Origin of the sequence: Pseudomonas sp. BC42 (assembly GCF_021560055.1) — a bacterium.
Classification (GTDB): domain Bacteria; phylum Pseudomonadota; class Gammaproteobacteria; order Pseudomonadales; family Pseudomonadaceae; genus Aquipseudomonas.
Genome location: NZ_CP091067.1, coordinates 1,458,196 through 1,473,318, shown reverse-complemented (window position 1 = coordinate 1,473,318; position 15,123 = coordinate 1,458,196). Strand labels below are relative to the sequence as shown.

The following is a 15,123-nucleotide window of genomic DNA, read 5'->3' as shown; positions in this document are numbered from 1 at the left end:
AGAAATATTTACAGGCACGACCCTTTACACATAATGCAAATCTTTCGCATTATGTCGCAGTTTTGCGCGCCCCACGCGCCGTCCATTCCCCCTCTCGAAGCAGGATGTTCGCCATGATTCGTATGCCTCTGGCTACCGCCAGTCTGTTGGCCATCGCTATTTCCCTCGCCGGCTGCGGCGAAGGCAAAGACGACAAGGCTGCCGCTCAAGCGCCGACCCCGGCTGCCAGCACTGCCACCCCGGCCAACGACGCCGCCGGCAAGGTCGACGAAGCCGCAGCCAAGGCCGTGGTCGCGCATTACGCCGACATGGTATTTGCCGTTTACAGCGACGCCGAATCCACCGCGAAAACCCTGCAAACCGCCATCGACGCCTTCCTCGCCAAGCCCAACGACGAAACCCTGAAGGCCGCCAAGGCTGCCTGGGTGGCCGCTCGCGTGCCTTACCTGCAGAGCGAAGTGTTCCGCTTCGGCAACACCATCATCGATGACTGGGAAGGTCAGGTGAACGCCTGGCCGCTGGACGAAGGCCTGATCGACTACGTCGACAAGAGCTATGAACACGCCCTGGGCAACCCCGGTGCCACCGCCAACATCATCGCCAACACCGAGATCCAGGTCGGCGAAGACAAGATCGACGTGAAGGACATCACCCCGGAAACCCTGGCCAGCCTGAACGAGCTGGGCGGTGCCGAGGCCAACGTCGCCACCGGCTACCACGCCATCGAATTCCTGCTCTGGGGCCAGGATCTGAACGGCACCGGCCCAGGCGCCGGCGCGCGCCCGGCGTCCGACTATCTGGAAGGCGCAGGTGCTACCGGTGGCCACAACGATCGTCGTCGCGCCTATCTGAAAGCCGTGACCCAACTGCTGGTCAACGACCTGGAAGAGATGGTCGGCAACTGGAAACCGGACGTGGCCGACAACTACCGCGCCACCCTGGAAGCGGAACCGGCCGAAACCGGCCTGCGCAAAATGCTCTTCGGCATGGGCAGCCTGTCCCTGGGCGAATTGGCCGGCGAACGGATGAAAGTGTCCCTGGAGGCCAACTCGCCTGAAGACGAACAGGACTGCTTCAGCGACAACACCCACAACTCGCACTTCTATGACGCCAAGGGCATCCGCAACGTCTACCTGGGCGAATACACCCGTGTCGACGGTACCAAGATGACCGGCGCCAGCCTGTCGTCCCTGGTGGCCAAGGCCGACCCCGCAGCCGACGCCGCCCTGAAAGCCGATCTGGCAGCTACCGAAGCCAAGATCCAGGTCATGGTCGACCACGCCAACAAGGGTGAGCACTACGACCAGCTGATCGCCGCCGGCAACGAATCCGGCAACCAGATCGTGCGCGACGCCATCGCCGCCCTGGTCAAGCAGACCGGTTCGATCGAACAGGCCGCCGGCAAGCTGGGCATCAGCGACCTGAACCCGGACAACGCCGATCACGAGTTCTGATCAGCGCCGCTGCAGGTAAAAGGCGACCCTAGGGTCGCCTTTTTTTGTCGCTGCGCGGTTCCAACGCCGTGGGTGAGCCGTCCCTCGGCAAGCTTGTCCTGGGTCAAACCAAACGATAATTCCTCTTATTCAAACTTCAGCAGCCTGTTAGACTTTGCGCCCTTGTTTTGCTCGTCTTGCAGGATGTCCGATGCCCTCGTCGCTGCTTCGCTGGTTCGCTCTGACCATGGCCCTGGGCCTGAGTGCCTGCGATGACGCTCCACGCTTTACCCAGGCCGAACCGGGTGAAGCCCGCGCCGGCGGCGCCACCACGGTCAACAAGGCGGATCGCAACGCGTTTTCCCTGCCTTCGGCCAATCTGCCAGCGACCCGGCGCCTGGACTTCAGCGTGGGCAACAGTTTCTTCCGCAACCCCTGGGTCATCGCCCCCTCCACCACCACCGCCCGCGACGGCCTGGGCCCGCTGTTCAACACCAACGCCTGCCAGAACTGCCACGTCAAGGACGGCCGCGGCCATCCGCCCGCGCCGGATGCCCTGAACGCGGTGTCCATGCTGGTGCGCCTGTCGATCCCGGATGCCCCGGCCTACGCCAAGGTCATCGAACAGCTCGGCGTGGTGCCGGAACCGGTGTACGGCGGCCAGTTGCAGGACATGGCGATTCCCGGCGTCGCTCCCGAAGGCCGGGTCCGGGTCGATTACGACAGCGTGCCGGTACGGTTCAAGGACGGCAGCCTGGTGGAGTTGCGCAAGCCCAGGCTGCAGATCACCGACCTGGGTTACGGCCCGATGCATCCGGACACCGCTTTTTCAGCCCGGGTCGCGCCGCCGATGATCGGCCTGGGGCTGCTGGAAGCCATTCCCGAAGCGGCGATCCTGGCCAACGCTCAGCCCGCCACCGGCAACAACCGGATTGCCGGACGGCCCAACTGGGTCTGGGATGACGCTCAGCAAAAGACCGTGCTCGGGCGCTTTGGCTGGAAAGCCGGACAACCCAATCTCAATCAACAAAATGTTCATGCGTTTTCCGGCGACATGGGCCTGACCACAAGCCTGCGGCCCTTCGACGACTGCACCGAGGCGCAAACCGCGTGCAAGCAGGCGCCCAACGGCAATGGCCCGGACGACGAGCCGGAGGTCAGTGACAACATCCTGCGCCTGGTGCTGTTCTATACCCGCAACCTGGCGGTACCGGCGCGCCGCGACGTCGACTCGCCCCAGGTCCTGGCGGGCAAGAACCTGTTCTTCCAGGCCGGTTGCCAGTCCTGCCACACCCCCAGTTTCACCACGGCGGCCGATGCCGCCGAACCCGAATTGGCCAACCAGGTCATACGCCCCTACAGCGACCTGCTGCTGCATGACATGGGTGAAGGCCTGGCCGACCACCGCACGGAGTTCAAGGCCAGTGGCCGCGATTGGCGCACCGCCCCCTTGTGGGGCATTGGCCTGACGGAAACCGTCAGTGGCCACACCCAGTTCCTGCATGACGGCCGTGCCCGCAACCTGATGGAAGCGGTGCTCTGGCATGGCGGCGAGGCCGAAGGCGCAAAACAACAGGTGCTCGCGTTCAACGCCGAGCAGCGCGCCGCGCTGCTGGCCTTCCTGAATTCTCTATAACGCTCGACTCAACTGCTTTCTCCACAATAAAGGGAGCCCGAACATGTTCCGCCCCAAACTGCTGTTCACCAGCCTGGCTGCACTCGCTCTGGGCGCCTGCGCGCCTCAGGACCCACAAGCCGTGACCTCGGCGGCCATCGCCAAGCAGGTCATCCTGCCGACCTACAGCCGCTGGGTCGATGCCGACCGCCAGCTGGCCATCAGCGCCCTGGCCTTCTGTGAAGGCAAGGAAAGCCTGGACACCGCCCGGGCCGACTTCCTCCACGCGCAAAAGGCCTGGGCCGAGCTGCAGCCCTTGCTGATTGGTCCGCTGGCCGAGGGCAACCGCTCCTGGCAGGTGCAGTTCTGGCCGGACAAGAAGAACCTGGTGGGCCGTCAGGTCGAGCAACTGGTCAGCGCCACCCCGCAGATCGATGCCGCGGCCCTGGCCAAGTCCAGCGTGGTGGTGCAAGGCCTGTCGGCCTACGAATACATCCTCTTCGACAGCAAGATCGACATGGCCGACAGCGCGCAGAAAGCCCGCTACTGCCCATTGCTGACCGCCATCGGTGAACGCCAGAAGCAACTGGCCGAAGAGATCCTGTCGAGCTGGAACACCAACGACGGCATGCTCGCGCAGATGAGCAAGTTCCCCAACCAGCGCTACGCCGATTCCCACGAGGCCATCGCCGACCTGCTGCGGGTTCAGGTCACCGCTCTGGATACCCTGAAGAAGAAACTCGGTACGCCCATGGGCCGCCAGACCAAGGGCATCCCCCAGCCGTTCCAGGCCGACGCCTGGCGCAGCCAGTCGTCCCTGCAGGGCCTGGAAGCCAGCCTCAGCGCCGCCCAGACCGTCTGGGCCGGGGTCGACAACAAGGGCCTGCGTGGCCTGTTGCCGGCCGACCAGAAACCGTTGGCCGAGAAGATCGACGCCGCCTACGCCGCCTCGCTGAAACTCTTTGCCAGCACCCAGCGCTCGCTCACTGAAATGCTCAATGACGACGCCGGGCGCCAGCAGCTCAACGATCTGTACGACAGCCTCAACGTGGTCCACCGCCTGCACGAAGGCGAACTGGCCAAGGCGTTGGGCATCCAACTGGGCTTCAACGCCAACGACGGTGACTGATGATGCTGCGACGTCAGGCTTTGGCACTGGGCAGCCTGCTGCTCAGTGCGGTGACCTTGGGCGGCTGGACGCTGTTCAAGCAAAAGGACAAGCAGCCCCTGCTGCTGTCGGCCAGGGATGATGGTGACGGCAAGCATTACGCCGTCGGTTATCAGCTGGACGGTAAACAGGTGTTTGCTACCCAGGTCGGCCAGCGTTGCCACGACATCATCAATCACCCGCAACTGCCGATCGCGCTGTTCGTGGCCCGGCGTCCGGGCACCGAGAGCTACCTGATCGACCTGCGGGACGGCAGCCTGCTGCAAACCCTGAGCTCGCAGCCTGACCGGCATTTCTACGGCCACGCAGTGATCCACAAGGACGGCCAGTGGCTGTATGCCACCGAGAACGACACCCGTGATCCGGGGCGCGGCCTGCTGGGGATCTACCGTTTTGAAGGCGAACGCCTGGTGCACAGCGGCGAGTTGTCCACCCATGGCATCGGCCCGCATCAAGTGTCCTGGATGCCCGACGGCGAAACCCTGGTGGTGGCCAACGGCGGTATCCGCACCGAAGCCGAAAGCCGGGTGGAAATGAACCTCGACGCCATGGAGCCGAGCCTGGTGCTGATGCAGCGTGACGGCACCCTGCTGAGCAAGGAAACCCTGGCCCAGCAGATGAACAGCGTGCGCCACATGGGCATCGCCAGCGACGGCACCATCGTCACCGGCCAGCAGTTCATGGGCGCCGCCCACGAATCCTCGGAGCTGTTGGCGATCAAGCGCCCGGGCCAGCCCTTTGCGCCTTTCCCGGTCCCCGAGCAGCAGCTGCAGGCCATGGGGCACTACACCGCCAGCGTTGCCGTCCACAGCGACTTGCGCCTGGTGGCCCTGACCGCCCCGCGGGGCAACCGCTTCTTCATCTGGGATCTGGACACTGGCGCGGTGCGGGTCGATGCGCCTCTGCCGGACTGCGCCGGGGTCGGTGCCGTGGCCGACGGCTTCGTGGTGACCTCGGGCCAAGGCCGCTGCCGCTTCTATGACTGTCGTCAGCAGCAGATTGTGGCCAAGCCCCTGGAACTGCCCGCCGGGCTCTGGGACAACCATTTGCATCTGGTCTGAACAGCCTCCGGGCAGCGGGCAGCGCCAATGCCCGAGCCCCAGACATGCCAAAGGCCTCGCATGGCGAGGCCTTTGGTTGGGCAGGAGAATAGGTTCAGCTCTGGGGTTTCAAGCCCTGGCTCATGCCGAACATGAACAACAGCAGCTCATGATCGGGCCGCGCGGCGGTTGTCGATTTGGCAACCCGCGGCAAAGGACAATGTTCCCCTTGAGCGGCACTGAGCACCTGCGTTCGCGGCTGCTCCCAGACAACCAGGGCCAAGGAAGCAACTGCCAAGGCTCCTGCCAGGAAAACACCTCGTGCAATTTCTAGCTTCATAGCTATAAACCTTTGATGGAGCTGCCAAACGCCGTTTTGTAAAAGTAGTAGAGCTTTTGCCAATCCGTGTCGTTCCACGACGAATGGCGGCGCAGTTGCTTGAGGTCGTGGGCTGCTGCTCGTTGACTGCTCAGGCGCTGCCGGCACTTCTCGAAATCCAGCAACGCGATCTGTGGCCGGGCCTGCTCGCCCTCGCCTTCCACACGCACGAAAATATGCTTGGCGTACAGGCAGCCATGTTGCCAGCGCCCCTTGTGCATGCGCGCCAGGGTCACCGCCAGGGCCTCCAGCAAACGCTCATGGAACGCTTCACCATGGTGCTCACGCTCACCGGCGGCGTACCAGTTGTCGATTTCCACAAAGCCATCGAGCGCCGCGGTCACCAGCAGGGCCTGCCAGCGATTCTGCGGATCGCGCCGAGCACCACAAAACACCAGTTCCGGAACCCCCACATCGAGCACCCGCAGGCCTTGCAACGCGGCGAGTTCGCGCAAGACGGTCGGTCGCCCGAAAGGGTGCAGCACGCTTCGATAAATGTGCCCGATCTGGCGCTTGGCATAGAGCAGACGCCCGCTGCTGCTCACAATGCGCTGCACACCGCTTTCACCGCCTCGACGCTGATTGGGTTCCTCGACCCATTCACCTTGTCTGTTCCAGAAGTACTCGAAGCGATCCGAGGGCGCAGCATCCATTTGCGAAGCAGATTCAACAACCATCCGTTACCTCTTTCGTAATACGTACACTCGCCACATGGCGTAGAGCGGAACAAAATCCAGGTGCTCCTGGACACGAAAACCGGCTTGCCTGAACTCTTTTTCGACGGTGGCCGCCGGTAACACGAAACGATTCTGGTAAGTCTCCGGCCCCATTGCGGACAACCGCTTGCGCTCCAGGCGCTTGCGCTTCCAGGCCTTGAAATTGCCGTCAACCCACAGCGAGATGATCACGCTGTCGCGGGTCACGCGCTGGAACTCCCGCAACAACGCCAGCCGATGCTCAGCCTGGCCCACATGGTGCAACAGCCGCATGGAAAAAATGCAGTCCACGGCGTTGTCCGGCAAATCAATGGCAAAGGCGGACGTTTGCAAAGGCCGTACCCGTCTCACCACGTCGGCAGGCTGCGCCGCCATGGCGGTGCTCAGCATAGCCGATGAATTGTCCGCGCCAATGATGACCCGGTTGGCCTTCTGCGCCAGCAACGGCCAGAAGCGGCCAGCGCCACAAGGCAGGTCCAGCACCAGCCCCGGCTCGCCGGCAGCGGCCAGGGCCGCGCGGGCCAGTTGTTCATCGCGCCAATGGGACAAACGACGGGCCAGGCCATCCTGATGCTTCTGCAGGTATTGCTCGGCGTGTTGGGCATCGTACTTGTCGGAAAATTCCAGCCTGATCGGCTTGGCCATCATCAAGGTCTCCTGTAGCTGATGGCGCCACCTTAGGCAGCGGCATGTCAGCGACAGGTCATCCCTTTGTGAAAACTTCGTACCGTCCGACAGGAAGATATTTCAGATTTTTACAGGCTGCCGGCAATGGCCTAGGGCCACAGAGGAACAAAAAACGACAAGTGACCGGCCCTGCATAACAGGGCCGGATCAGGAAACTCAGCTCTTGGCTGGTTGCAGCTGCACGTGAAAACGACAGCCATTGGGGATCATGGTGGTGAGGCTGACGCTCCAGCCCTGGTTCTCGCAGATGCGTTGCACCAGGGACAAGCCCAAGCCCAAGCCTTCACCACGCTTTTCATCGCCGCGCACGAAGGGCTGGAACATCGCCTCGCGCTTCTCTTCGGGAATGCCCACGCCGCTGTCTTCCACCACAAACCCGCCCGGCTCAAGGCTCAGGCGAATAAAGCCCTGCTCGGTGTAGTGCAAGGCGTTGCGCAGAAGATTGCCCATCACCGCATGCAGGAAGGTGGCGTTGTAGCGAGTGTCGCCGGGCTGGCCGGGTTCGAAGATCAACTCGATGCCTTTGCCCTCGATGGACTCGCGCCACAGGCCGACCAGATCGGTGGCCGCTTGCGTCAGGGTCAGTTGCGGCGCCATGCCGGCGTCTTCTCGCTGGGCACGCGCGAGCATCAGGAAGGTCTGCACCAGTTCGCGCATCTCCTCGCAGGCCCGGGCAATCCGTTCCACCTGAGCCCGTCCGCGCGGGTCCAGCCCGGGGTTCTCCAGGAGCAGCTCACAGGAGGTGGCCAACACCATCAACGGCGTGCGCAGTTCATGGCTGACATCACTGGTGAACAGCCGCTCGCGGCTCAAGGCCTGACGCAAGCGCCCCAGGGTGGCGTCGAAGGCGATGGCCAACTCGCCCACCTCATCCGCGGCATAATCCGGCGCCAACGGCGGCGCCAACCCCAGTAACTGATCTCGATGCCGTACCTGACGGGCCAGGCGCACGACGGGCGCCATCACCCGGCGCGCCAGGATCCAGCCCAGGAACACCGCCAGCGCCAGGCTCAGGACGAAGCCCACCAGCACCACGGCGAACAGCACCCGCTCGCGCTCTTCGAAATCGCTCTGGTCCTGCAGCAGCACGTAACGCCGGCCGTCCACCACTTCGACCATGGCGTGGTAGGACAGCTGCTCGCGGAACACTTCATGGAAGCCCGGATCCAGATGGCGCAAGTCCTTGGGCAACTCGAAATCGCCGCGACCGCCGCTGTAGTAGAACAGTTGGTCGGGCTCGGGACGATGCCGCCAATCGTTGACGTCGTCCATCAGCAACAGGCGTTGCAGGTCGCCCCCCAGGCCAGCGGAGATGAGCTTCTCTTCCACCAGATGCACGGTCGCCACGATGCCCATGGCGAATGCCCCTGCCACCAATGCGCTCATCAAGGCAAAGGCGATGATGATGCGCTGGGCAAGGCTTTGCTTAAACTCCATCACGGCCCTCGGCCAGCCGGTAACCGACACCATGCACGGTGTGCAGCAGCGGCTTGGCAAATGGCTTGTCGATCACCTGGCGCAGTTGGTGAACGTGGCTACGCAGGCTGTCGCTGTCCGGGCAATCGTCGCCCCACAGGGCTTCTTCGAGAATCTCCCGGCGCAACACATGGGGGCTCTTCTGCATCAACACCGCCAACAGCTTGAGGCCCACCGGGTTGAGCTTGAGCAGACGCCCTTCGCGGGTGACTTCGAGGGTGTCGAGGTCATAGTTGAGATCGCCCACCTGCAACGCACGGCGACCACCGCCCTGAGTACGGCGCATTACCGCCTCGATTCGCGCCGCCAGTTCCGAGAGGGCAAAAGGCTTGAGCAGGTAGTCGTCGGCGCCGGACTTGAAGCCCTGCAGCCGATCATCCAGCTGGTCGCGGGCGGTGAGCATGATCACCGGGGTGTCGCGCCGGGCATCTTCACGCAGGCGCTTGCACAAGGTGTAGCCATCGATTCCCGGCAGCATGATATCGAGCACGATCAGGTCGTAATGCTCGGTGGCCGCCAGGTGCAGCCCGGACAGACCATCCTGGGCGCAGTCCACGGTGTAGCCCTTGAGCCCCAGGTAGTCAGCCAGGTTGGCGAGAATATCGCGGTTGTCTTCAACCAGTAGAATTCGCATCGGAACTCTCTCCCTACACAGTTACGGCCGTCTTGGCTCGCGCAGCTTAAGGCCAAGTCCGACTCGCCGCCAGCCTTGTCTGACCGCTGCCGCAGCGCTGTTATCCAATCAATGTCTTAACGAGTTTTTCACCGAGGGTTCACAACCTGACTACAGGGACAACCTCAGACTGCGGACCGTTTTGCCCACAAGGAACACCCCCTCGATGGACCTTCTCAAGACCGCGCCCGCGCGCCTGGTACTGCTACTGACCGGCACCTGGCTGGCGATTTTCCTGCTGACCCGCAGCACCCTCCTGCTGACCCACCTCAACGAAGCCGGTAGCGGCTGGCTGCCCGTGTTCGGCGTCGGCCTGCTCTATGACCTGGGTTTCCTGGCCTACGCCGCCCTGCCCCTGGGGCTGGGCCTGTTGCTGTGCCCGGCAAGCCTTTGGCGCCGACGCGGCTTGCGCTGGCTGATGCAGGGCCTGTTCAGCATCAGCTTGTTCGCCATGCTGTTCACCGCCGTGGCGGAATGGTTGTTCTGGGATGAGTTCGGCGTGCGTTTCAACTTCATCGCCGTCGATTACCTGGTGTACTCCGACGAGGTCATGAACAACATCCTCGAGTCCTATCCCATCGGCCTGCTGATGAGCCTGCTGGCCCTGGCGGCGGTGATCCTCAGCCTGGTCCTGCGCAGACCCCTGCTGGCCGCCCTGAACGCGCCTTTGCCGCCCCTGCGCGGTCGCCTGCTCAGCGCCCTGAGCCTGTTGCTGGTGGCCGTGGCCAGTCTGCAACTGCTCAGCCAGGACAGTCCGCGCGCCCAGGGCGGCAACGCCTATCAGAATGAGCTGGCGAGCAACGGCCCGTACCAGTTCTTTGCCGCCTTTCGCAACAACGAACTGGACTATTCACAGTTCTATCGCAGCCTGCCCGCCGAGGCCGTGGCGCGGCAAATGCGCGCCGAGCTGAACGAGCCCAATGCCCGCTTCATTGGCCAGGACCCGCTGGATATCCGCCGCGCCATCGATAACCCGGGCACACCGCGCACGCCGAATATCGTCCTGGTGACCCTCGAGAGCTTCAGTGCCAAGTACATGGGCAGCAATGGTGACGAGCGCAACCTGACCCCCAACCTCGATGCGCTGCGCCGGCAGAGCCTGTACTTCAACAATTTCTACGCCACCGGCACCCGCACCGACCGTGGCCTGGAAGCCATTACCCTGGCGATCCCGCCCACGCCCGGGCGCTCGATCGTCAAACGCATCGGTCGTGAAAGCGGCTTCGCCAGCCTGGGCCAGCAACTGCGCGCCGTGGGCTACGACAGCGTGTTCGTTTACGGCGGGCGCGGCTACTTCGACAACATGAATGCCTTTTTCAGCGGCAACGGCTACCGGGTGGTGGACCAGAGCAGCGTCGAGGAATCCGAGATCCACTTCAAGAACGCCTGGGGCATGGCCGACGAAGACCTCTATGGCCAGACCCTGAAGCTGGCCGATGCCGACTACGCCCAACAGCGGCCGTTCCTGCTGCAACTGATGACCACCTCCAACCATCGGCCGTACACCTACCCCGATGGCCGGATCGACATCAAGTCCGGCAATGGCCGTGACGGCGCGGTGAAATACACCGACTACGCCATCGGCGAGTTCCTCAAGGCCGCGCGGCAAAAGCCCTGGTTCGACAACACGATCTTCGTGTTCGTCGCCGACCACACGGCGGGCAGCGCGGGCAAGGAAGACCTGCCCATCAGCAACTATCAGATCCCGCTGTTCGTCTACGCGCCCAAACTGATCCCGGCGCGGGAAAGTGCCCAACTGGCCAGCCAGATCGACCTGGCGCCGACCCTGCTGGGGCTGTTGAACCTGGACTACGAATCGACCTTTTTCGGACGCAACCTGCTGCAGGACAACCCGCTGCCGCCTCGGGTGCTGGTGGGCAACTACCAGCACCTGGGACTGTTCGACGGACAGGACCTGGCGATTCTCAGCCCGCGCCAGGGTCTGCGCCGCCATGACCAGGCGCTGGGCGCCAGCCGGGAATCCCGGGTGCCGGACAGCGATCCACTGATCCAGCGCGGGATCAGTTACTACCAGAGCGCCAGTTATGGCTTCAAGCAGCAGTTGCTGGGCTGGAAGGCGCCAAAAGCCTCGGCGGCCGAGTTGAGTCAGCGCTGAAGTCATTCGCGGGCAAGCCCGCTCCTACAGAGGTGCATCGCTGTAGGAGCGGGCTTGCCCGCGAAGATCCAGGCGCCTCCCATATCCCGGGCATAAAAAAGCCCCGCCGGCTTTCACCGGCGGGGCTTTTTCAGTACAGGGGTAAGGCTGGCTTACATCATGCCGCCCATGCCACCCATGCCGCCCATGTCTGGCATGCCGCCAGCTGCAGGCTTGTCTTCCACGATTTCAGCAACAGCGGCTTCGGTGGTCAGGATCAGACCGCCGATGGACGATGCAGCTTGCAGCGCGGAACGGGTCACCTTGGTTGGATCCAGGATGCCCATTTCGATCATGTCGCCGTATTCGCTGGTGGCAGCGTTGTAGCCGAAGTTGCCGGCACCTTGCTTGACCTTGTCCACCACCACGCTTGGCTCGTCGCCGGAGTTGGCAACGATCTGGCGCAGCGGCGCTTCGATAGCGCGACGCAGAACAGCGATACCCACGTCCTGATCGGCGTTGTCGCCTTTGAGGTCCTTGATGCCTTGCAGAGCACGGATCAGGGCTACACCACCGCCAGGTACCACGCCTTCTTCAACGGCTGCACGGGTAGCGTGCAGGGCGTCTTCAACGCGGGCTTTCTTCTCTTTCATTTCAACTTCGGAGCCAGCGCCAACCTTGATCACTGCAACGCCGCCGGACAGCTTGGCCAGACGCTCTTGCAGTTTTTCACGGTCGTAGTCGGACGAAGTGTCGGCCACTTGTTGACGGATCTGGGTCACACGAGCCTGGATGTCCGCTTCAACGCCAGCACCGTCGATGATGGTGGTGTTTTCTTTGGACAGGATCACGCGCTTGGCGTTACCCAGGTGCTCCAGGGTGGTGCTTTCCAGGCTCAGGCCGATCTCTTCGGAGATCACGGTACCGCCGGTCAGTACGGCGATGTCCTGCAGCATGGCCTTGCGACGGTCGCCGAAGCCTGGTGCCTTGACGGCAGCGACTTTGACGATGCCACGCATGTTGTTCACAACCAGAGTCGCCAGGGCTTCGCCTTCAACGTCTTCAGCCACGATCAGCAGTGGGCGGCCGGCTTTGGCAACGGCTTCCAGCACTGGCAGCATTTCGCGGATGTTGGAGATCTTCTTGTCCACCAGCAGGATCAGCGGGCCGTCGAGTTCGGCAACCATGGTGTCCGGCTTGTTGATGAAGTAAGGGGACAGGTAGCCACGGTCGAATTGCATGCCTTCTACGACAGACAGTTCGTTTTCCAGGCCCGAGCCTTCTTCAACGGTGATCACGCCTTCCTTGCCGACTTTTTCCATGGCTTCGGCAATGATGTCGCCGATGGAGTTGTCGGAGTTGGCGGAGATGGTGCCGACCTGAGCGATGGCGCGGGAATCAGCGCAAGGCTTGGACAGACCTTTCAGCTCTTTGACGATGGCGATGGTGGCCTTGTCGATACCACGCTTCAGATCCATCGGGTTCATGCCGGCAGCGACGGCTTTCAGGCCTTCGTTGACGATCGACTGAGCCAGAACGGTAGCGGTGGTGGTGCCGTCGCCAGCGTCATCGTTGGCACGGGAGGCAACGTCTTTGACCAGCTGCGCGCCCATGTTTTCGAAGCGATCTTTCAGCTCGATTTCTTTGGCAACGGAAACGCCGTCCTTGGTGATGGTCGGAGCGCCGAAGCTCTTCTCGATGATCACGTTACGGCCTTTCGGGCCGAGGGTCGCTTTTACCGCGTCAGCCAGAACGTTGACACCGGTGAGCATTTTCTTGCGGGCGGAATCGCCGAATTTAACTTCTTTAGCAGCCATGATCGATATTCCTTAAATACTGTGTAGTAGCGGGAAAATACGCGGGAAATCAGCCTTCGATAACAGCGAGAATCTCGTTCTCGGCCATTACCAGCAGATCTTCGCCATCGACTTTCACGGTGTTGCTGCCGGAGTACGGGCCAAACACCACTTTGTCACCCACTTTCACGGCCAGCGCACGTACTTCACCGTTGTCCAGCACACGGCCGGTACCTACAGCGACGATTTCGCCACGGTTAGGTTTTTCAGCAGCCGAACCAGGCAGAACGATGCCGCCGGCAGTTTTCGATTCTTCTTCGCTGCGACGGATGACGACGCGGTCATGCAGAGGACGAAGCTTCATTGTCGATCTCTCCTAATTGTGGTTTTCAACGGCCGGTGTCGACACCGGCGGGTTAACAAATCCGGCTGTGCCGGGTGCGACTCGACAAGCGAGCCGCGGAAGTCTGTCTGGTGTAAGCACCAGAAACCTTGCGGTGACCGTTACATAAGGGCGCATAAGGTTATTACAAGGGCTGACCGGTGATTTTTTTTGCGGTGCTTGCACCAAAACGAACACGGCACCCGAAGGTGCCGTGCAGTGGAGCCGCCAAGTTATGAGTCGCGATGCTCGAACTCGCCCTCGATGACATTGGGCTCGCGGCCCAATGGCTGTTGCGGCGCAGGGCCGCCGCGGGCCGCGCGCATGTCATCGGCAAAAGCGCGTTGACGCAGGGCCTGCTCCTCGGCGCGCTGGCGCATCTTGTTGGCCAGCAGGCGACGGCTGATCGGCAGCAGCATCAACAGGCCGAATACATCACTGATGAAACCGGGCAGGATCAGCAGGCCGCCGCCCAGGGCCAGCATCAGCCCCTCGAGCATCTGCTGGGCCGGCAGTTCGCCGCGATTGAGACTCTCACGGGCACGCAGTGCCGTGGCCAGACCGGCCACGCGCAACACCAGCACACCGAGCATCGAACCGAGAATGATCAGCAGCAGGGCCGGGAAAAACCCGATGGCCGCGCTGACCTTGACGAAGACGAACAGCTCCAGCACCGGGAACAGTAAAAAGAGCAACAGGTAAGGGCGCATCAAATGGTTTCCTCTGCGGAAGAATGCCTTCCAGTAGACCGTAAATGACGTCGCCAATTCGTGAATTCAAGCGCCAACGGCTGGATTTTTCGGCCATTGATCGGCGTGAGCCAGGAAAACCAGGGCTTCGCGTACTTGTGTCGGCGTGTTGCAAGGCGCCTGGAACGGCAGCCAGTAAAGGGCCTGGCCAATGCGCAGGTGCATGCCTTCGGCATCGATCCCGACCAGTTGCGCCGGCTCGCTGTCGGGCAGCCCGGTCAGCTCGACGTAATGGGCGATGGCCTTGGCATGATCGCTGTTCATGTGATCCACCATGCTCGACTCGGCCTTGCCGGCGAACGGGTTGGCCAGGGTCACCTGATCGATCCAGTGGATCGCCCCAAAGCCGCCGATGTAACGATGACGCACCGGCTTGAGTACCCAGAAATCGAAATCGTGGGCCTTGTGGTAGTTCTGCGATTCGGGGAAGTAGCGGTAGTAGCGCTCGGCCGCGGCAGCGATTGCCTGTTCATCCTCGAGTTTTTCGGCCTCGGCCAGATAGGTCAGGCGTCCGACCGCCTGCACGTCGTCGGCATCGCGCTCGCCCACCAGCAGCGAACACTTGGAGTCCTTCTGCAGGTTGTGCGTGTGTTGGGCAATGCGACTGATCAGAATCAGTGGCCGTCCCTCGGCGTCCAGGCAGTAGGGCACCACGGAGCCAAAGGGAAAGCCGGGCATGGCCTTGGAGTGAGTCGACAGCACCCCGCGATATTCCTTGAGCAGCAGTTCTCGTGCATTTTTCGCAGCTTCAACGCTCACTTTGTGACTCCTCATGTAAAATCCGTCGAAAACGGACGGGCGCCTGGAGCATTGTTCCAGCTACGCCGACGGGGCAATTCTCATCTGCAGCCAGGCCAGATCCGGCAGTCGGCCGAGGTTCCCCTACCAAGGACAACCCCTCAAGACCTGCTAGC

General features: G+C 62.4%; 14 protein-coding genes. 5 read left to right on the top strand and 9 right to left on the bottom strand.

The genetic code is table 11. The features are described 5' to 3' along the window. Positions 1-113: 113 nt before the first annotated feature. From L1O02_RS06960 to L1O02_RS06945, 4 genes are all read left to right on the top strand, one after another. A complete protein-coding gene (locus L1O02_RS06960) occupies positions 114-1,454 on the top strand; it encodes an imelysin family protein (RefSeq protein WP_060840778.1) in 1,341 nt (446 codons plus the stop codon). 190 nt (positions 1,455-1,644) lie between these two features. Continuing rightward, entirely contained in the window at positions 1,645-3,069 is a 1,425-nt protein-coding gene (locus L1O02_RS06955) for a di-heme oxidoredictase family protein (RefSeq protein ID WP_235759726.1), read from the top strand. A gap of 43 nt (positions 3,070-3,112) precedes the next feature. Further along, positions 3,113-4,177 (top strand): imelysin family protein, encoded by a 1,065-nt coding sequence (locus L1O02_RS06950; RefSeq protein WP_060840780.1) that lies wholly within the window; start codon positions 3,113-3,115, stop codon positions 4,175-4,177. 2 nt (positions 4,178-4,179) lie between these two features. Beyond that, positions 4,180-5,277 carry a DUF1513 domain-containing protein gene (locus tag L1O02_RS06945; RefSeq protein ID WP_235760235.1) on the top strand — a complete coding sequence of 366 codons (1,098 nt, stop codon included), beginning with the start codon at positions 4,180-4,182 and terminating at the stop codon, positions 5,275-5,277. 94 nt (positions 5,278-5,371) lie between these two features. Here L1O02_RS06945 and L1O02_RS06940 read toward each other — a convergent pair whose 3' ends face one another. The 5 genes from L1O02_RS06940 to colR all read right to left on the bottom strand — a co-directional run bounded on the left by L1O02_RS06940 (position 5,372) and on the right by colR (position 9,148). After that, on the bottom strand, positions 5,372-5,596 hold the full coding sequence (locus L1O02_RS06940) for a hypothetical protein (RefSeq protein ID WP_060840781.1): 225 nt from the start codon (positions 5,594-5,596) through the stop codon (positions 5,372-5,374). 2 nt (positions 5,597-5,598) lie between these two features. Beyond that, a complete protein-coding gene (locus L1O02_RS06935; protein WP_235759725.1) occupies positions 5,599-6,312 on the bottom strand; it encodes a lipopolysaccharide kinase InaA family protein in 714 nt (237 codons plus the stop codon). Between the two features lie 3 nt (positions 6,313-6,315). Beyond that, positions 6,316-6,996, bottom strand: coding sequence for a class I SAM-dependent methyltransferase (locus L1O02_RS06930; protein ID WP_060842008.1), 681 nt, complete (start codon positions 6,994-6,996; stop codon positions 6,316-6,318). Between the two features lie 198 nt (positions 6,997-7,194). Beyond that, the gene (locus L1O02_RS06925; RefSeq protein ID WP_060840783.1) at positions 7,195-8,475 is read right to left on the bottom strand and encodes a HAMP domain-containing sensor histidine kinase; all 1,281 of its coding nucleotides are present in this window, start codon (positions 8,473-8,475) and stop codon (positions 7,195-7,197) included. Continuing rightward, a complete protein-coding gene (colR, locus tag L1O02_RS06920; RefSeq protein WP_060840784.1) occupies positions 8,465-9,148 on the bottom strand; it encodes a two-component system response regulator ColR in 684 nt (227 codons plus the stop codon). The genes L1O02_RS06925 and colR overlap by 11 nt, the downstream gene beginning before the upstream one ends. A 205-nt stretch (positions 9,149-9,353) precedes the next feature. On the opposite strand from colR, the gene L1O02_RS06915 reads away from it, so the two are divergent. Next, positions 9,354-11,303 (top strand): LTA synthase family protein, encoded by a 1,950-nt coding sequence (locus tag L1O02_RS06915; RefSeq protein ID WP_060840785.1) that lies wholly within the window; start codon positions 9,354-9,356, stop codon positions 11,301-11,303. A gap of 152 nt (positions 11,304-11,455) precedes the next feature. Here the strand turns inward: L1O02_RS06915 and groL are convergent, their stop codons facing one another. The 4 genes from groL to L1O02_RS06895 form a co-directional block, all read right to left on the bottom strand. Further along, complete coding sequence (gene groL / locus L1O02_RS06910; RefSeq protein WP_016965560.1) at positions 11,456-13,099, bottom strand: chaperonin GroEL; 1,644 nt, start codon at positions 13,097-13,099, stop codon at positions 11,456-11,458. 49 nt (positions 13,100-13,148) lie between these two features. Beyond that, the gene (locus L1O02_RS06905; protein ID WP_011063093.1) at positions 13,149-13,442 is read right to left on the bottom strand and encodes a co-chaperone GroES; all 294 of its coding nucleotides are present in this window, start codon (positions 13,440-13,442) and stop codon (positions 13,149-13,151) included. Positions 13,443-13,693: 251 nt separating this feature from the next. Then, entirely contained in the window at positions 13,694-14,170 is a 477-nt protein-coding gene (locus tag L1O02_RS06900; RefSeq protein ID WP_060840786.1) for an FxsA family protein, read from the bottom strand. Positions 14,171-14,236: 66 nt separating this feature from the next. After that, complete coding sequence (locus L1O02_RS06895; protein WP_060840787.1) at positions 14,237-14,968, bottom strand: HugZ family protein; 732 nt, start codon at positions 14,966-14,968, stop codon at positions 14,237-14,239. Between the last annotated feature and the right edge of the window lie 155 nt (positions 14,969-15,123).